This is a genomic window from Blattabacterium sp. (Nauphoeta cinerea), from assembly GCF_000471965.1.
Classification (GTDB): domain Bacteria; phylum Bacteroidota; class Bacteroidia; order Flavobacteriales; family Blattabacteriaceae; genus Blattabacterium.
Genome location: NC_022550.1, coordinates 337,791 through 357,175 on the forward strand (window position 1 = coordinate 337,791; position 19,385 = coordinate 357,175).

General features: G+C 27.5%; 17 protein-coding genes, 2 tRNA genes and 1 pseudogene. 9 read left to right on the top strand and 11 right to left on the bottom strand.

Annotated elements, in window-relative coordinates:
* Window positions 1-15: 15 nt before the first annotated feature.
* The 5 genes from K645_RS01685 (at window position 16) to mtaB (ending at window position 5,380) form a co-directional block, all read left to right on the top strand.
* Window positions 16-816 carry an enoyl-ACP reductase gene (locus K645_RS01685; RefSeq protein ID WP_022565149.1) on the top strand — a complete coding sequence of 267 codons (801 nt, stop codon included), beginning with the start codon at window positions 16-18 and terminating at the stop codon, window positions 814-816.
* A gap of 48 nt (window positions 817-864) precedes the next feature.
* A complete protein-coding gene (rpe, locus tag K645_RS01690) occupies window positions 865-1,518 on the top strand; it encodes a ribulose-phosphate 3-epimerase (RefSeq protein ID WP_022565150.1) in 654 nt (217 codons plus the stop codon).
* Between the two features lie 8 nt (window positions 1,519-1,526).
* A complete protein-coding gene (gene dnaG / locus K645_RS01695; protein ID WP_041936084.1) occupies window positions 1,527-3,350 on the top strand; it encodes a DNA primase in 1,824 nt (607 codons plus the stop codon).
* A gap of 84 nt (window positions 3,351-3,434) precedes the next feature.
* A complete protein-coding gene (locus K645_RS01700) occupies window positions 3,435-4,073 on the top strand; it encodes a peroxiredoxin (RefSeq protein WP_022565152.1) in 639 nt (212 codons plus the stop codon).
* Window positions 4,067-5,380: a tRNA (N(6)-L-threonylcarbamoyladenosine(37)-C(2))-methylthiotransferase MtaB gene (gene mtaB / locus K645_RS01705; protein ID WP_022565153.1), complete on the top strand. Its 1,314-nt coding sequence runs from the start codon at window positions 4,067-4,069 to the stop codon at window positions 5,378-5,380. Before K645_RS01700 ends, mtaB begins: the two co-directional genes overlap by 7 nt.
* Before the next feature lie 16 nt (window positions 5,381-5,396).
* Here the strand turns inward: mtaB and lipB are convergent, their stop codons facing one another.
* Entirely contained in the window at window positions 5,397-6,110 is a 714-nt protein-coding gene (gene lipB, locus K645_RS01710) for a lipoyl(octanoyl) transferase LipB (RefSeq protein ID WP_022565154.1), read from the bottom strand.
* 69 nt (window positions 6,111-6,179) lie between these two features.
* Between lipB and lysS the strand changes: the two genes are divergently transcribed.
* Entirely contained in the window at window positions 6,180-7,700 is a 1,521-nt protein-coding gene (gene lysS / locus K645_RS01715; RefSeq protein ID WP_041936009.1) for a lysine--tRNA ligase, read from the top strand.
* Window positions 7,701-7,704: 4 nt separating this feature from the next.
* On the opposite strand, the gene K645_RS01720 is transcribed toward lysS, so the two are convergent.
* Entirely contained in the window at window positions 7,705-8,661 is a 957-nt protein-coding gene (locus K645_RS01720; protein ID WP_022565156.1) for an amidohydrolase family protein, read from the bottom strand.
* A 16-nt stretch (window positions 8,662-8,677) separates the two neighbouring features.
* Window positions 8,678-9,298 (bottom strand): 16S rRNA (guanine(527)-N(7))-methyltransferase RsmG, encoded by a 621-nt coding sequence (rsmG, locus tag K645_RS01725; protein ID WP_022565157.1) that lies wholly within the window; start codon window positions 9,296-9,298, stop codon window positions 8,678-8,680.
* A 92-nt stretch (window positions 9,299-9,390) separates the two neighbouring features.
* Here rsmG and K645_RS01730 point away from each other — a divergent pair, with 92 nt between their 5' ends.
* Entirely contained in the window at window positions 9,391-10,578 is a 1,188-nt protein-coding gene (locus K645_RS01730) for a pyridoxal phosphate-dependent aminotransferase (protein ID WP_022565158.1), read from the top strand.
* Between the two features lie 7 nt (window positions 10,579-10,585).
* Here the strand turns inward: K645_RS01730 and K645_RS01735 are convergent.
* From K645_RS01735 to K645_RS01750, 4 genes and pseudogenes are all read right to left on the bottom strand, one after another.
* A tRNA-His gene (locus K645_RS01735) sits at window positions 10,586-10,660 on the bottom strand.
* 27 nt (window positions 10,661-10,687) lie between these two features.
* Window positions 10,688-11,752, bottom strand: coding sequence for a diphosphomevalonate/mevalonate 3,5-bisphosphate decarboxylase family protein (locus K645_RS01740; RefSeq protein ID WP_022565159.1), 1,065 nt, complete (start codon window positions 11,750-11,752; stop codon window positions 10,688-10,690).
* 28 nt (window positions 11,753-11,780) lie between these two features.
* Window positions 11,781-13,174, bottom strand: a pseudogene (locus K645_RS01745) (dicarboxylate/amino acid:cation symporter).
* A 52-nt stretch (window positions 13,175-13,226) separates the two neighbouring features.
* Window positions 13,227-13,297 (bottom strand) — tRNA-Gln (locus tag K645_RS01750).
* A 119-nt stretch (window positions 13,298-13,416) separates the two neighbouring features.
* Here K645_RS01750 and rpsP point away from each other — a divergent pair.
* Window positions 13,417-13,755: a 30S ribosomal protein S16 gene (rpsP, locus tag K645_RS01755; protein WP_022565161.1), complete on the top strand. Its 339-nt coding sequence runs from the start codon at window positions 13,417-13,419 to the stop codon at window positions 13,753-13,755.
* On the opposite strand, the gene truB is transcribed toward rpsP, so the two are convergent.
* From truB to gyrB, 3 genes are read right to left on the bottom strand one after another with little or no spacing between them, the layout of a single operon-like run.
* Complete coding sequence (gene truB / locus K645_RS01760; protein WP_041936085.1) at window positions 13,752-14,468, bottom strand: tRNA pseudouridine(55) synthase TruB; 717 nt, start codon at window positions 14,466-14,468, stop codon at window positions 13,752-13,754. The two genes, rpsP and truB, sit on opposite strands and share 4 nt — an antisense overlap.
* A gap of 5 nt (window positions 14,469-14,473) precedes the next feature.
* The gene (locus K645_RS01765; protein WP_041936010.1) at window positions 14,474-15,259 is read right to left on the bottom strand and encodes an undecaprenyl-diphosphate phosphatase; all 786 of its coding nucleotides are present in this window, start codon (window positions 15,257-15,259) and stop codon (window positions 14,474-14,476) included.
* A gap of 21 nt (window positions 15,260-15,280) precedes the next feature.
* Complete coding sequence (gene gyrB, locus K645_RS01770) at window positions 15,281-17,218, bottom strand: DNA topoisomerase (ATP-hydrolyzing) subunit B (RefSeq protein WP_022565164.1); 1,938 nt, start codon at window positions 17,216-17,218, stop codon at window positions 15,281-15,283.
* Window positions 17,219-17,311: 93 nt separating this feature from the next.
* Between gyrB and argH the strand changes: the two genes are divergently transcribed.
* Window positions 17,312-18,700 carry an argininosuccinate lyase gene (argH, locus tag K645_RS01775; protein ID WP_022565165.1) on the top strand — a complete coding sequence of 463 codons (1,389 nt, stop codon included), beginning with the start codon at window positions 17,312-17,314 and terminating at the stop codon, window positions 18,698-18,700.
* On the opposite strand, the gene trmD is transcribed toward argH, so the two are convergent.
* Window positions 18,678-19,343, bottom strand: coding sequence for a tRNA (guanosine(37)-N1)-methyltransferase TrmD (gene trmD, locus K645_RS01780; RefSeq protein WP_041936011.1), 666 nt, complete (start codon window positions 19,341-19,343; stop codon window positions 18,678-18,680). The genes argH and trmD overlap by 23 nt on opposite strands.
* Window positions 19,344-19,385 lie beyond the last annotated feature (42 nt).

Below are 19,385 nucleotides of genomic sequence, written 5' to 3' on the forward strand. Positions count from 1 at the left end.
TTAAATATTTTAACTATGTCTTATAATTTATTGAAAGGAAAAAAAGGGATTATATTTGGAGCTTTGGATGAGAATTCTATTGCTTGGAAGGTAGCAGTACGTGCTTATGAAGAAAAAGCATCTTTTGTATTAACCAACACACCAGCCTCTTTAAGAATAGGAAAAACTTATGAATTATCTCATCAAACAAAATCCATGGTGATTCCAGCAGATGCGACTTCCATACAAGATCTTGATATTTTATTTCAAAAAACATTAGATCATTTCGGAGGAAAAATAGATTTTTTATTACATTCTATAGCTATGTCTATGAATATACGAAAGGGGTTAACTTATACTTCTTTAAACTATGAATTTTTAAGAAAAGGATGGGATATATCTGCTGTCTCTTACCATAAGATTATGCAAACAGCTTGGAATCAAAAAGCTATGAATAAATGGGGTTCAATTGTAGCTATAACATATATTGCTTCTCAACGAAGTTTTCCACATTATGGAGATATGTCAGATTATAAATCTTATTTAGAAAGTATTACACGTAATTTCGGCTATCATTGGGGAAAAAAAGAAAAAGTCCGGGTGAATACTGTATCACAGTCTCCTTGTATCACACGAGCATCAAAAAACATTAAAGGTTTTGATCAACTTTTAATATTATCTGAAAAAATATCTCCGTTAGGAAACGCTTCCGCACAAGATTGCGCTAACTATGTTATTACACTTTTTTCAGATTTAACAAGAAAAGTAACCATGCAAAATTTATATCATGATGGAGGGTTTTCTCATACGGGAATTTGTGAAGCTATGATTCCATAAAAAAATACATAACCTCATCCTGATGATTCAAATTTTAACGAAATATGTATGAAAAAAATTATAGCTCCATCCTTATTTTCAGCCAATTTAGCTTTTTTATATCGTGATATAGAAATATTGAATAAAAGTGAGGCAGATTGGTTTCATATTGATATCATGGATACCTCTTTTGTTCCTAATATTTCTTTTGGTTTCTTGTTTACTAAATATATTAAAAAATATGCTAAAAAACCCATGGATGTACATTTAATGGCATTACAACCAGAACGTTATATAGATGAATTGAAATCTTGTGGCACTGATCATTTACATATTCATTATGAAGCTTGCATTCACTTAAACAGAACTATTTATTCTATTAAAAAAAATGGAATGAAGGTCGGAGTGGCTGTGAATCCACATACTCCAATTTTTCTTTTACAAGACATTATTAATGATATAGATTTTGTTTTATTGATGAGTGTTAATCCTGGTTATAGTGGACAAAAATTCATTCATAAAACATATCAAAAATTAGAAGATACTAAAAATTTAATATTAAAAAAAGATTCATCTGCTCTTATAGAAGTAGATGGAGGAATTAATTTGGAAAACTATTCTTTATTATTCCAAAATGGAGCAGATATATTAGTGGCAGGAACCACCATTTTTTCTAACTCTAACCCAAAAGAAATTATTCATAGAATGAAATTAGGAAATTAAACATGATTATGATTTCTAAAGAAACTACAAAAAAAATACTTTCTGTTTCTTGTATAGAAGATGTTATTGGGGATTTTGTGGAATTAAAAAAGAGTGGGTTTAATTATAGAGGACTAAGTCCTTTTTCTAATGAAAAAACACCTTCTCTTATAGTTTCTCCTACGAAAAAAATATGGAAAGATTTTAGTTCTGGAAAAGGAGGAAATATTATCACTTTTCTTATGCAACATGAACATTTGACTTATGAGGAATCATTGTGTTTTCTTGCCAAGAAATATGATATCGAAATTAATCATATAAACAATAAAAAATACCAAGATGAATATGAAAAATTATATTTGATACAAGATTATGCAAAACGTTTTTTTATTTATCAATTACATTTTACTAAAGAAGGACAAGAGAATGGTTTGAATTATTTAATTCAAAAAAGAGGTTTTGATGTAAAAATAATTCAAAAATTTGAATTAGGATATGCACCTATTTATTGCAAATTACTCACAGAAACTGCGTTAAAAAAAGGATTTAAAATACGGGATATCAAAAAATCTGGATTTACTGTTTTCAGAAACAATAATCATTTTTTTGATTGTTTTCGTCATCGTGTCATGTTCCCAATACATAATTTATCAGGTAAGGTTATAGGTTTTGGAGGTAGAAATCTTGATTCTAGATATTCTACTAAATATATCAATTCATCAGAAAGTAATATTTTTCAAAAAAGTAAAATTTTATATGGTTTATTTCAAGCTAAAAAAAATATTATCAAAGAAAATTTTTGCTATTTGGTGGAAGGATATACAGATGTTATTTCTTTACATCAATCTGGTATCAAAAATGTAGTTTCTTCTTCTGGGATTTCACTTACCGTAGATCAAATCCTATTGATAAGAAAATTTACAAAAAATATTGTTCTTTTTTATGATGGAGATCGTTCTGGAATTAAAGCTTCTTTAAGAGGAATTAATATGATCTTAGAACAAGAAATGAATTTACGTATATTATTTCTTTCTAATGAAGAAGATCCAGATTTGATATCCCAAAAATATTCTGTTTCTCAACTCAGAGAGTTTGTATCAAAAAATAGTTACAATTTTGTTTCCTTTAAACAAAAAATATATGAAAAATACCATAAAAATGACCCCATAAAAAAATCATTTTTAGTCAAAAATATTTTGAATAGTATTTCAAAAATATCTAATGTTATTCAAAAGGAATTATACCTGCAAGAGGCTTCCAAAGTATTAGATATTCGTAAAAAAATTTTGATTTCTGAATTACAGAGAATAAACGAAAAAAATGTATCTAAGCTTAGTCCAGTTAAGGTTAAAGAAAATCTTACGTTTTTTCCAAAAAAAATAAACACTCTTCTTGTTATTGAAGAAGAATTAATTCAATTGATTTTAAATTATGGAAATCAAATCATAAAAATAAAAGAATACAACACAACAGTTTTAGAAGAACTATTGCACGTTTTTAAATGCTGGAATTTTCGTTTTTCTTTGAAAAAAAATCAAGAAATTTTTGATAAAATTTGTTTACAAAAAAACGCAAAAGATTTATCAGATTATCAAAGAAAATTTTATTCATTATCTAAATGGAATAAAAAAGGAATACAAGTTTCCTCTCAAAAGGATCACATCAATCAATATCTTCATGATATTTTATTGAGATATAAATCTTTATATATTTCTAAATTGATTCAAAAAGAAGTCATACATTATCATAATTCTCTTTCAAAAGAAAAAGTTAGAAAAGCTTTTATCAAAAAAATTATGCATTTAACAAATATAAAAAATGAACTTCATAAAAAATTACATAGATATGTGTGATTCTTTTTTTTAGATTATAATAGAAAAATTATTTTTTTCTTCTTTTAAGTTTTGGTAAATTCGTGATATAAACACGTATAAAAAATGAATACATTAATTTCAAAAAAAGCGCCCAATTTTACGGCTAGTGCGGTTTTAAATGGGAAAGATATTGTACAGAATTTTACTTTAGAACAATTTAAAGGAAGTAAGTATGTTTTGCTTTTTTTTTATCCTAAAGATTTTACTTTTGTTTGTCCTACAGAAATATATGCATTTCAAGAAAAAATTAAGGATTTTGAAATGAGAAATGTACAAATTATTGCTATATCTACGGATACAGAACAATCTCATTGGGCTTGGCTCCAGATGCCAAAAGAAAAAGGTGGAATACATGGGGTTACTTACCCTATTGTTTCTGATATCAATAAAACTATATCTCATAACTATGGAGTATTGTCTGGGAATTGGATTTGCAATAATGAAGGATTGAAGGCGACGGGAGAACTTGTTGCTTATAGAGGATTATTTTTAATAGATAAAGAAGGGATCATCAGACATCTTTTAATTAATGATTTTCCTTTAGGTAGAAATGTACATGAAGCTATTCGTATGATAGACGCCCTTCAACATAACGAAAAAAGTGGAGAAGTATGTCCGGCAAATTGGATAAAAGGAAAAATAGCTATAAAAGCTAGTCATAGTGGAATTGAAGATTTTTTTTCATCCAAAAATAGATGTTGAAAAAAAAAGTAGCATTTTATACTATGGGGTGTAAACTCAATTACGCAGAGACTTCTACCATAGCAAGAAAGTTTTCTAACTTGTATTATCAACATGTCCCTTTCAAAAGTTATGCAGATATTTATGTAATTAATAGTTGTTCTGTCACAAGAAATGCAGAAATTGAATTGAAGCATATTGTTCGTACTGTTAAAAATTCAAAAGCTTTTGTTGTAGCAATAGGATGTTATGCTCAACTCAATCCTCAAGAAGTATCTTCTATTATTGGAGTAGATCTCGTTTTAGGTTATGAAGAAAAATTTAAAATCATAGATTATATTAATAGAGAATGGTTTTTGAAAAAAAAATATTATGCAAAGATTACTTCAAAAAAAACTTATTTTCCATCGTTTTCTGTTGGAGATAGAACACGTTCCTTTTTAAAAATACAGGATGGATGTGATTATAAATGCAGTTATTGCATAATTCCTATGTCAAGAGGAGTCTCTCGTTCTGATAGTATAGAAAATATATTGAAAAATATTAGATTTCTTTTTAAAAAAGGAGTTAAAGAGATAGTGTTAACAGGTATCAATATAGGCGATTATGGAAAAAATGTATATGGAGAAAATAGACAATTATATACATTTTTTGATTTAATACAAGCTATAGATCAAATACAAGAGAAAGGGAGAATCCGTTTATCTTCTATAGAACCAAATTTGCTTAAAAATGAATGTATTGAATTTTTGTCTAAAAGTAAACATTTTGTCCCTCACTTTCATATCCCTTTACAGTCTGGGAGTAACGATATTTTGGTAAAAATGCATAGACGTTACAAATTAGAACTTTATAAAGAAAAAATAAAAAAAATTCGGGATTTAATGCCAGATGCTTATATAGGTTCAGATATTATTGTTGGTTTTCCTGGAGAAACACATAAACATTTTTTGGAAACTTATCATTTTTTAAAAAAATTAGAAATTTCATCTTTACACATATTTACCTATTCTACTAGACCAAATACAAAATCTAGTACGATACAGGAAAATGTATCTAAAAAAATACAATGGAAACGGAATCAAATTTTGAGAGTCCTTTCAAGTAAGAAATATCGTTTTTTTTGTCAAAAACAAATTTATACTAAAAAAACCGTTTTATTCGAAAAGAATCATCATAATAAAGAATATTTATATGGATATACAGAAAATTATATTCGAACTAAGATATACTCATATAATTCTTCTATATATGAAAATACATTACAAGATGTGTTAATTACAAAAATAGATAAAGATGGAATTATGATAGCCGAACCAATAAAATAAATTCAAAATACAATTTTTAGGTCGTATTTATATTGATAAATTCCACATCAAAAATTTCTTGAAAAGATTTTTTCACCATATGTTTAACCTCTTGAAAAGAAATATCATTTTTTTTCAATTCTTTTTTTAAAGAAGTTACTTCTTGATCGTAAATTCCACAAGGAACAATATGATTAAAATACTGTAAATCTGTATTTACATTTAAAGCAAATCCATGCATGGTCACCCAACGACTCATTCTAATTCCTATTGCACATATTTTTCTTGATTTTACGTTTTTTACATTCTTCAACCAAACTCCAGTTTTTCCTTTTTCTCGTTCTCCCTTTATTTCATAATTTTTCCATAAAAAATGAATAATTACTTCTTCTAAAAGACGAAGATATTTATGAATATCTGTAAAAAAATAATCCATATTTAAGATAGGATATCCTATCAATTGACCGGGCCCATGGTAAGTGATGTCACCTCCTCTATCTGTTTGATAAAAAGAAACATTTATTTTTTTTAAAAAATCTGACGAAACTAACAAATGTTTATCTTTTTTTCCATTTTTTCCTATAGTATATACATGAGGATGCTCTACAAAGAGAAAATATCCTGCTTTTTGAACAGATATATTATTTATTTTTTCTTGTATAATGTTATCAAATAATATTTTCTGATATTTCCAAGTTTTTTTATATTCCTTTTTTCCTAAATCTTCGAAAAAAAGTATTTTTTTTTTCATAACTAAACTAAAATTTATATAATATAAAAAACAAATGTACCTTCGTTTGATTCAATTCGTTTGTTTCGTATGAGGGACCTAACCTATTTATCAGAACAACAAATTATACGAAGAAAAAAACTAGATAAACTGAAATTATTGGGAATTAATCCTTATCCATCAGAAGAATATGTTATAACTACTACCATTTATAATATACGAAAAAATTTCACGGAAAAAGAAACTATAAGCATAGCTGGACGGTTAATGCGTTTACGTATTTTAGGAAAAGCTTCTTTTGGAGAGATTAAAGATCATACGGGTTGTATGCAAATATATTTTACTCAGGATCATTTATTTTTATCTTCGAATCAAATAATAAAAAAAGAGGACGCTTACAATATTTTTTTAAAAAAACTTATAGATATAGGAGATATTATTGGAGTCAAAGGTCTTTTATTTAAAACAAAAATGAATGAAATGACCATACATGTTCATAAATTTACTTTATTGTCCAAATCTATACGACCCTTACCACAAGTAAAAATAGATAGAAATAAAAAAATATATGATTCTTTTTCCAATACGGAACAACGTTATCGGATGCGTTATGTAGATCTTATTGTCAATGATCATGTAAAAGAAATTTTTTTAAAACGGACTCGCATCATCCAAAAAATCAGAGATTTTTTGGATGATAAAGGATATTTAGAAGTAGATACACCTATTTTGCAATCTATTCCTGGAGGAGCTATAGCTCGTCCTTTTGAAACATATCATAATACATTGGGAATTCCATTGTATTTACGTATAGCTAATGAACTTTATTTGAAAAGACTGATTGTTGGTGGATTTCATGGTGTATATGAATTTTCTAGAAATTTCAGAAACGAAGGGATGGATCGTATTCATAATCCAGAATTTACTGTATTAGAACTTTATGTTGCTTATAAAGATTATTACTGGATGATGAATTTTACAGAAAAATTGATGAAATGTATTTGGAATCAATTTCAAGAAAAAGATACTCATCATATGAATTTTAAAACTCCTTTTCCTCGTATCCCCATATTAGATTCTATTAAAAAATATACAGGATTTGATCTGATCGAAATGGAAAAAGAAGAGTTAAGAAAAGTTTGTCAAAAATTGCATATAGAAGAAAACATAAAAATGAGTAAAGCTAAATTGATTGAAAACATTTTTGAAGAAAAATGTGAAAAAAATTACATTCATCCTACTTTTATTATTGATTATCCTGTAGAAATGAGTCCTTTAACCAAAAGACATCGTTATAAAAAAAATTTATCAGAACGTTTTGAACTCATTATAAATGGACAAGAAATTGCGAATGCTTATTCAGAACTTAATGATCCGATCGACCAACTTAATCGTTTACGAGAACAAATAAAATTATCTGAAAGAAATACAAAAGATGAATCTATATCTCTTGATCAAGATTTTATACGTGCTTTAGAATTCGGGATGCCTCCTACTGCAGGGATTGGAATAGGAATCGATCGTTTAGTAATGTTATTAACTCAAAAAAAATCAATTCAAGAAGTTTTACTTTTTCCACAAATGCGTCCAGAAAAAAGAGTAAAAAAATGAATAATTACAATCCTAATACTTTTAATCCATTTATTGTTGCAATTTTCACTAAATGATCTATATCATAATAATGGCAAGCTTCCAACATCACTCGTAGTTCTATCCATAAATTTCCATCAGAAAAAGGTTTGTATATGTCGCAAATGTTGTCCGTACCAAAAGCCACTGTAATTCCTTCAGGAACCATTTCATCCACTGGAGTGATAGAATTATGGCTAGGAGTTAAACGTTCACTTCTGGTATGATCTATCCAAGCAATAGGGCAAGATATTACCATTAAATCTGCTTTTTTCATTAATTTGTATATTTTATAACGATAATCTCTAACATGCGCCGCTAAAGAAATACTATGTATAGCTACTACTTTTCCTTGCATTCCATATTCAATCGTTTTTATTGCTAGTTTTTCAGTTTCTTTTTCTTCACTCGTATTAAATTGATCTACATGTACATGCACAATTTTTCCTTTTTTTTTAGCTGTTTGTAATAAAATATCTAGATGTTCATCTTCTTTTCCATGATCTGTAGCGGGTAATCCACCAATAATATCTACGAATTCTATTGATTTATCAAACCAATATTTTGACTTTTTATCCAATACGCCTTTAAGAACTTGATTTGCAAAACAAATATGAATATAATTTCCATAATTATTTTTCAGTTTTTTAGCCGCCTTCAAGGCACGATCTTCAATAATTTCATCTACATCAATAAAGGAACATAAAGCTTGTGTTCCTTGCATTAAAAAATATTCTAATGCTTTTTCCATACGGATATAAATGTCTTCTTCTGTAGCTAAACGTTTCATTTCATCAACCAGGTACCATTTTTTTTTAAGAGGAAAATAAGAATATTTAAAATTCTCTTGTGTGAGAGTATAAGCTCTATCTAAGTGAGCATGAGCATTTACCCATCCACCTTTTTGTTTCACTTTTTCTACAAAAATTTTTTTAGTATTCATTTTTAATCAATTTCTATTAAATGTTGGAAATCCAAATAACTTTTTTAGTTATAAAAAATGGTTCGTCAAAATAATGATTTAAAGGATATTCTATTGCATGAGGAAACTTTTTTAATTCATCATAAATATTTCCTCCTTTTAGATATAAAGCTCCATTTTTTATTCTATAATTGGATTTGTATTTAAATTTATCTTTTATCCAATTATGGATAATATCTATTTTGTTTACAGCTCGAGTAACTACAAAATCAAATTTTATTTCCAATTTTTCTGCACGTGTCCAAATAGGATACACATTTTTTAAATGAAGATCACATATGATTTTTTCTATAATCTTAATTTTTTTTCTAATAGAATCTACTAATATAAATTTTGTATGAGGAAAAACTATAGATAAAGGAATTCCAGGAAATCCTCCTCCTGTCCCTAAATCCATAACATATGATCCAGGATAAAAAGAAAATACTTTAGCAATTCCTAAACAAAAAAGGACGTGTTGTTGATAAAAATCTTGAAATGTTTTTCTAGAAACTAAATTTACATATACATTCCAATATGCATATAAATTTTTTAAAGAGGACAATTTGTAAATTTGTCGATCCAATAGATTTGGAAAATATTTTTTAATTAATTCCATATTAATGGATAAATAAATTTATGACCAAATTTATTTAGATTTGCAATCATTTCAATCAAATCATTCAATAAATTAACAATAAATATTATGATATGAAAAATAGATTATCTCATCGTTTACAGAATATATCATATTCACAAACTATAGCTATGTCATCTAAAGCTAGAGAATTAAAAAATAAAGGTTATGACGTTATAAATTTGAGTTTGGGAGAACCAGATTTTTCCCCTCCTAATTTTGTTTTATCCGCTGCAAAAAAAGCTATAGATGAAGGTTATCATTATTATACTCCAGTATCCGGATATTTTGAACTAAAAAAAGTAATATGCCAAAAATTTTACCGTGATAATCGTTTAAAATATACTCCTTCTCAAATTGTAATTTCTACCGGAGCAAAACAAGCTATAATAAATGTTCTTTTGTCTTTATTGAATAAAGATGATGAAGTCATTATTCCTGCTCCTTATTGGGTTAGTTATTTACAAATGGTAAAGTTTTGTGAATCTTGTCCTGTTATAATTCCAACAGTTATGAAAAATAATTTTAAGATTCATCCAGAACAATTAGAAAAAGCTATTACATCTAAAACAAAATTATTTCTTTTCAATACTCCTTGTAATCCTACCGGAAGTGTCTATTCTTATGATGAATTAAAAAATTTAGCGGAAGTTTTTAAAAAATATCCAGAAATCATGATTATTTCTGATGAAATTTATGAACATATTTGTTACTCAAAAAAACATACTAGTATTGCTATATTTCCTGACATTTATCATCAAGTTATCACAATAAATGGATTATCTAAGGCTTTTTCAATGACAGGTTGGAGGATCGGATATATTGGAGCTCCAGAATGGATTGTTCAATCTTGTGATAAAATACAAGGACAAATGACATCTTGTGCCAATTCTATTGCACAAATGGCTGCTATTTCTGCATTGTCAGCACATCCAAATAAAATAGAATATATGATCAAAAAATTTGAAAGAAGAAGAAATTTAGTTTTGGATATGATAAAAGAAATTGATGGATTTCAATTTTACCAACCGAATGGAGCTTTTTATATTTTTCCAAAAATTTCAAATTTTTTGGGAAAAAAATTATATGGAAAAATGATTCAAAATTCAGATGAATTTTCTGAATTTTTACTTGAAAAAGCTCAAGTTGCTACCGTTAGTGGTAGTGCTTTTGGAGATAATGAATGTTTACGTATTTCTTATGCTTCATCAGAAAATCAAATCATAGAAGCCTTTACAAGAATCAAAAAAGTATTAAATTAATTTTAGGGGTGGACGACCGGATTCGAACCGGCGACCCTCAGAACCACAATCTGATGCTCTAAACCAACTGAGCTACGTCCACCAAAATACCAACCAAAGATAATAAATTCTATAAACAAAAACTTTCTATAATTTTTTTACAATAAAAAAATAAATCACTATATATCCATTTTATAATAGATGTTTTTTCTTGAATCGGATATAAAAGATGAACATTAGCACCTGCATCTAGCGTAAAATAAATGTTTTTATTGTTTTGTTTTCTAAAATCCCATACCATATGAATTACGTTCAGAGTATTGGCTTTCATACATAAAAAATAGGGACGAGAAGTCATAATCATAGCATGAAGAGTTAAAGCTTCATGTTCTATTAATTCTCCAAATTCTTGAAAATCTCCTCTTTTTAAGATAGATATAAGTCTGTTCATATTTTGATTAGCATACTTAAATCTTTCTCTAGCATAAGGATGATTATTCATTAATTGATGTCCTTTTGAACTCAATATTTTTTTGGGATTATCATCTATGATTAAAATCGTATCTTCTATTTTTGTAAAAATGGAATGGACTTCATATGGATATGGGATAGCATAAAGATTACTACTTCCTTCTATGGATTGATGATATCCCCAAACAACTAGTCCAGGATAAATGGATCTACAAGCACTTCCAGAACCTAATCTTGCTAAAAAAGAAGCTTTTTTGAAAAAGAAATCTTCTTTTAAAGAGGATACTAATTTTTTTTCTATTTTCATAATACATAATGCCAAAGCACTCATGGAAGAAGCAGAAGAAGCTATTCCACAACTATGTGGAAAAGTATTAGAGGTTTCTATAATAAAATTAAAATTTCGTAAATAAGAACAATAAAATGAAATCCTATAAAAGAATTTTAAAATTTTTGGAAGAAAACTAGTTTTTTCCTTTCCTGAAAAAAATACTTTTAGATAAGTTATTTTTTTTTTTTCTTGATAAATTAATCGTGTCACTGTGTATACTTTTCCTAAAGAATAACTAATAGACGAATTTAATGGAATTTGAATTTTATTGCTATGTTTCCCCCAGTATTTAATTAAAGCAATATTGGAATGACTCTTGCTCATAATTACTCCATTCGGAGTTATAGAATATTTTTTTATACTTTTATTATAAAAAAAACAATTTGTTTTCAAAATTTAATTACTTAATTACAAATTATTATCACTTTTTTTTTATATAATCTGACATTTTTTTGTCATCTAATTCTCCTTCAGAACGAGCAATTACACAACTAGCTAATCCATTTCCTATAACATTTACGGTAGTCCTAGCCATATCCATTAATTCATCTATACCTATAATCGCCAATATAGGCCAAGTAGGTAATCCAAAAGAAGCTACAGTAGCTAAAAGAATTACTAAAGATGCTCTGGGAACTCCAGCAACTCCTTTACTAGTTAAAATTAACGTCAGTCCTATAAATATTTGTTGACTAAAACTCAAAGGGATACCAGATGCCTGTGCTACAAAAACAGTTGCTAAAGATAAATAAAGAGTAGTTCCATCTAAATTAAAGCTATAACCTGTAGGAATCACAAAAGCTATAATTTTCCTGGGAACTCCCAACTTTTCCAAATTTTCCATAAGTAAAGGTAAAGCGGATTCTGAACTTGTAGTTGCAAAGGCGAGTGATACAGGTTCAGTTAATGCTTTTACAAAACCTTTTAAAGGAACTTTAATCCACAAAAGAATAGGAAGGAGAACTACTATCAAAAAGATCAATAAGGCAATATAAAGAGTAAGTAACAATTGAAATAAATTATATAAAATATCCAAACCCATATGTCCGACTGTATAAGCAATAGCGGATCCTACTCCTATAGGAGCAAAATACATAATAATTTTAGTAAACTTAAACATGATTTCTGAAAGACTCTCTACAAAGAGTAATATAGAACTTCGTTTTTTATCTTCTAAGAAAATCATGGATATACCAAATATAACGGAAAATACCACTATCGGCAATACATCTCCATGATATATCGATTTTATAAAATTTTCCGGAAATACATGAAGAATTGTATCTTGCCAAGATCTACTTTCTACTTTTGGTAATTGTTGTTCCGTGATTCCTGAAGGCATTACAATTCCGACTCCAGCCTGGGACACATTAATTGCAATAAGACCAATAAATAAAGCTAAAGTTGTCACCACTTCGAAATATAGTAAGGATTTCCATCCCATGCTCCCTAATTGTTTTATATTAGAATGACTTGCTATTCCCACTACTAAAGTGGAAAACAATATTGGAGCAATGATCGTTTTAATCAATCTTAAAAATATTTGAGATAAAAATCTTAATTCAACAGCAATTTTTGGCATATCTAATCCCATTTCTATTCCTATGATAATGGATAATAATATCCAAGTAGTTAAGTCTTTTTTCATAAAAGAATACAATATGAAAATAGATATTACCAAACATCTTAATATGCCAAGAGTCAATTTATCCAATCCTAATAATGATTGGGATAAATGAATAAAGACATATGCTAAAACACTTAAAAAAGCTATTAATAATACTTTTTCTTTTTTATTTTCATTCCAATACTCATTTTGTTCTCTAAAGAAAGAAAAGAATTCCACTCTATACCAATGGAAAAGTGACAGACCCGTAGGGACTCGAACCCCAACTAACAGAACCAAAATCTGCTGTGCTACCGTTACACAACGGGTCTATGAAAAATGTAAATATATACCATTTTTTTTCAAAAACATGATAATTATATCTAAATTTGGGCTACTTTACTATAAAAAATATTAGAAGGTTTCATATATAATATAAATTTATCAAATTATGTCCGTAAAAATTCGTTTAAAAAGAATTGGAAAAAAACATAAGCCTATTTATCATATAGTTGTAGCTGATTCTCGTGCTCCACGAGATGGAAAATTTATTGAAAAACTAGGAACTTATAATCCTCATACGGATCCGCCTTCAACTGTATTAAAAGTACAAAATGCTGTATCCTGGTTAATGAAAGGGGCACAACCCACCCATACGGTAAAATCCATTTTTTCTAAAACCGGAGTATTACTAAAAAAACATTTATTAGAAGGAGTCAAAAAAGGCGTATTAACTCATGAAGAATACCAAAATAAATTTCATACATGGTACAAAAAATATAAAATTTAATCTAGTAAATAACACGAAAATTCTTTTGAAATATTTAATTCTATAGAAGAAGAATTCATAGAAAAATTTCCTATTCGTTCTCTTCTTAAAGAAAGTATATAAGCTCCGCTTCGAAGCGCTTTCCCAAAATCCTGGGCTATAGATCTAATATAAGTACCTTTTCCGCATTCTATAAAAAATTTTATATAAGGAATTCCTATTTTTAGGATATGAAATTTATAAATTTTTACACGTCTAGATTGGGGAATTATTTTTATCCCTTTTCTAGCATATTCATATAATCTTTTTCCTTTTTTTTTTAAAGCAGAAAAATATGGGGGGGACTGATTGATTTCCCCTAAAAATTTTTTAGATGTTTTTTTAATTAATTGAGGAGTAATATGCAAAACGGAAGAAAAATTATACTCTTCTGTTTCTGAATCAAAAGATAAGGTTTCACAACCCAATTTCATAATACCTGTATAAACTTTCTTATAATTTTGAATTTCATTTACTTTTTTAGTATATTTTCCTGTCAGAACAATTAATAAACCTGTCGCAAAAGGATCTAAAGTTCCCGTATGTCCAATTTTTAAATTTTCTTTTTTCGTAGTAGTACTGAGAATATAACTTTTTATTTTTTTAATAATCTCAAAAGAGGTCCATCCCCATGGTTTATCTACCAACAATATTTTTCCATTTTTAAATCCTGATAAATCTGATAAATTTAAAATCAAAATTATCCAATCGGTTTGATTAAATAATGTATAATAAGAAAAAAAATTCCTAAAAAAATTCTATAGTATCCAAATAACTTAAAATTATTTAAATATTTTATGAAACATTTGATAGCTATCATTCCAGTGATAAAAGATACTATATTTCCTAATAACAACAATTCTATATCTTTATACGTAAAAGAATTTAATTGAAAATAATAGTCAAATAATTTTTTGCATGTAGCAATTATAATAACAGGAACAGATAAAAAAAAAGAAAATTCAATAGCTTTTATCCGATTCACATTTTGTAACATACAAGCAACAATGGTAGTTGCGCTTCTAGATACTCCTGGAATTAAAGCCATACATTGAAATAATCCAACAATAAAAGCTTTCAAATAAGTAATACTATTTTTTCTATTACAAAAATTTTTTTGATAAAAAGTTTCTACTTTCAGAATCACTAATCCTCCTATTAAAAGAGATAAAGCAACTATAAGTGGCTTATATAAAAAAAAATTGTCGATTTTATTCAATAAAAAACCAAAAATTCCTACAGGAAAACTAGCTACAAAAATTTTTAGATAAAAATCAAATTTTTGAAAAAAAAACTTGTTTCTATACAAAAAAATTACAGATAAAACGGCTCCCAATTGAACAGAAACAAGAAATAAATTTGTTATTTTATTTTCTAGTATTCCCATAATAGAAGCAGCAAGAATCATATGTCCTGTAGAAGAAATAGGAAAAAATTCTGTTATTCCTTCAATAAACCCTAATAGAATTGATTGAATATAATTCATAACAATATTGATCAATTCTTTCTAAACATCAATTTTTGCATGTATTGCATTTTGTTCTATAAAATTTCTTCGGGGAGGGACTTCGTCTCCCATAAGAATGGAGAATATTCTGTCTGCCTTAGAATAATCGGATATATTTACTTTACGTAAAGTTCTTTTTTTTGGATTCATTGTCGTTTCCCAAAGTTGTTCTGCATTCATTTCCCCTAGTCCTTTGTAACGTTGTATATAGACAGACTTTCTTCCTCCTAATTTATCAATAATGTTTTCTCTTTCTTTATCACTCCAAGCATATTGATAATGATTTCCTTTTCGAATCAAATAAAGTGGAGGTGTGGCAATATAAACATGTCCTTTTTCTATTAAGGGTTTCATATAACGAAAGAATAATGTTAAAATTAAAGTAGAAATATGGCTTCCATCTATATCTGCATCTGTCATAATAATAATTTTATTGTATCTAAGTTTTTTTATATTTAAAATTTTTTGATCTTCTTCCGTTCCAATAGAAACTCCCAGAGAAGTAAATATATTTTTTATTTCCTCATTTTCGAATATTTTATATTGCATAGCTTTTTCCACATTTAGTATTTTACCTCGTAAAGGTAAAATAGCTTGAAAGTTCCTATCTCTTCCTTGTTTTGCTGTTCCACCAGCAGAATCTCCTTCCACTAAATAAATTTCACAGTTTTCTGGATCATTAAAAGAACAATCTGCTAATTTTCCAGGGAGAATACTACTTATAGGAATTTTTTTTTGGATTAATTCGCGAGCTTTTCTGGCAGCTTGACGCGCTTTAGCTGACAAAATAATTTTATCAATAATTCTTTTCCTATCACTAGGATGTTCTTCTAAATAACTATATAACGCTTCTCCCACAATTTTATCCACAACACCTCCTACTTCGTGATTACTTAATTTTGTTTTAGTTTGTCCTTCAAATTGAGGTTCCATTACTCTTACAGATATAATAGCCGTAATTCCTTCTCTAAAATCATCTCCAGTTAATTCTATTTTATTAGATAAAAAACCATGTCCTTCTACATATTTCTTAAACGTTCTTGTTAATGCCCTTCTAAAACCGGAAATATGAGTTCCTCCTTCATAAGTATTGATATTGTTAACATAAGAATAAATTTTTTCTTTAAAAGAAGTATTGTATTGCATTGCTACTTCTACAATAGTATTATCTTTTTCTCCTTCAATAAAAAGAATATTTGGTGTCAAAGGATCCTGATTTTTGTTTAAAATTGGTAAGTATTCTTTTAATCCATTTTGAGAAAAAAAATGTTCCTTTATATTATCTCTTTCATCTTCTAGAAATAAATACAGACCCTTATTTAAAAAAGATAATTCTTTTAATCGATTAGCTATAATTTCATAATTATATATGATGGAATTAAAAATAGAATGATCAGCAATATAATAAATTTTTGTTCCTTGCATATTAGTTTTTCCTAAACATTTTACAGGATAAAGGGCTTTTCCTTTTAAATATTCTTGTTGATAAATTTTTCCGTTTCGATAAATTGTAACTATAAGTTTTTTAGATAGAGCATTGACACAAGAAATTCCTACACCATGTAACCCTCCAGAAACTTTATAAGAATTTTTATCAAATTTCCCACCTGCACCAATTTTAGTCATCACAACTTCCAGAGCAGATTTTCCTTCTTTTTTATGAATATCTATTGGAATTCCACGACCATTGTCAAGTACAGTGATAAATCCATTTTTATGAATAGTAACCCATATTTTGTTGCAAAAACCTGCTAAAGCTTCATCAACAGAATTATCTATTAATTCGTAAATCAAGTGATGTAACCCTCTAACTCCTATATCTCCAATATACATAGACGGTCGGAGTCGAATATGCTCTATCCCTTCAAGAGATTGAATACTATCTGCTGTATAATCTTTATAATCTGTATTATGTATTGTATTATGTTTTTTATTCATAATCCATTAATTTTATTTATTATTTTGCATAATATTTTTAGTTTTATTTTTTATTTTAGATCTTTAGATCAAAGATAGAAAAAATATTATTCCGTGAAAATTTGGGGAAAAAGAACGAATTTGAGTTTTAACAAAGAAATAGAAAATTTTACTTCAAGTAAAGATTCAAAAATAGATTTACTTTTAGCACCATATGATGTGATAGGAACCATAGCTCATGTTATTATGTTGAAAAGTATAGGATTATTAAATCAAAAAGATTTAAAAATTTTAATTCAGGAATTGCGTAATATTTATGTTCACGAAATTTTAAAAAATAACTTTAAAATTGATGAAGGAATAGAAGATATTCATTCTCAGATAGAATTTCTGTTAACCAATCGTTTAGGAGAAATCGGAAAAAAAATACATTGTGGGAGATCTAGAAATGATCAAATTTTGTTGGATTTAAAACTTTTTGTTCGCACAGAAATCAAGGAAATTGTATATATGACTTATTCTTTTTTTGATTTATTATTGAAATTAAGTGAACAACATAAGAACATATTAATGCCTGGTTATACTCATTACCAAATAGCGATGCCTTCTTCTTTTGGTCTTTGGTTTGCTGCATATGCAGAAAGTTTAATAGATGATTTATTATTAATGCGTGCCGCATATCGTATTGTAAATAAAAACCCTTTAGGTTCCGCTGCAGGTTACGGATCTTCTTTCCCTTTAAATAGAAAAATGACAACTGATTTATTGGGGTTCGAAAACTTAAATTATAATGTTGTGTATGCTCAAATGGGACGTGGAAAAATGGAAAGAATCGTTTCAGAATCTATTTCTTCTTTGGCAAGAACTTTAGGTAAAATGGCACAAGATATTTGTTTATATTTAAGTCAAAATTTGAATTTTATTAGTTTTCCTGATCATCTGACTACCGGATCTAGCATTATGCCTCATAAAAAAAATCCAGATGTTTTTGAAATTATACGAGCGACATGTAATAGAATGACATCGTTACCTAATGAAATTTCTTTGATTTCTTCTAATTTATGCTCAGGATACCATAGAGATTTTCAAATTATTAAAGAAAGATTTCTTCCCATTTTTGAAGAATTAAAAAAATGTTTTTCCATGTTTCAATATATGTTGAATCATATCATAATAAGAAAGGATATTATTCAAGATGATAAGTATCAATATTTATTTAGTGTAGAAGTAGTGAATCAGCTTGTTGTTGAAAAAGGATATTCTTTTAGAGAAGCTTATCAAAAAGTAAGTTTAGATATACAAAATGGATGTTTCAAACCTTTTACTAAGGGTTTTTATTCTCATGAAGGAAGTATAGGAAATTTATGTAACACACAAATTAGAAATTTAATGCAAGATGTGATTAAAGAATTTGATTTTGATAAAATCAATGAAGTTATAAAACGATTAATTTATAGAAAAATTCATTTTGATGGATCCTCTAAGAATCCAATTTTCGTTTGAATGGCATGGATTTCTGATCCAACCAATCTTTTATTTTCTTATGATGTCCAGATAAAAGTATTTTTGGAACAGACCATCCTTTATAAACTAATGGACGAGTGTAAAGGGGAGGAGCGATTAAGGATTCCCTTTGAAAAGAATCTGTGAGGATGGAGTCTTTATTTTTTATGACTCCAGGTAATAATCTCACTATAGATTCTACGATAACAGCAGCAGCTAATTCTCCTCCAGATAAAATATAATTTCCAATAGATATTTCTTCGGAAATTAAGTGATCTCTAATTCTTTGATCAATTCCTTTATAACGACCACAAAGAATGATGATATTTTTCTTATTAATTAAATTTTTAGCATATTTTTGAGAAAACAACTTTCCATCAGGAGTCATAAAAATTTTCTCATCATAATTTCTTTCTGATAAAAGCTTGGAAAAACACTGATATACAGGTTCTATTCGAATTACCATTCCAGCCCCGCCTCCATAAGGATAATCATCCACATTTTTTCGTTTTCCTAAACCATATTTACGTAAATCATGGACGTGAATATCAATTAACCCTTTATCAATTGCCCTTTTAATAATAGAATTGGAAAAAGGACTATGAAAAATTTCAGGGATAATACTAACAATATCTATACGCAATGTATTATTTTTTATTTTCTTTTTAATATACACTTTGACTAA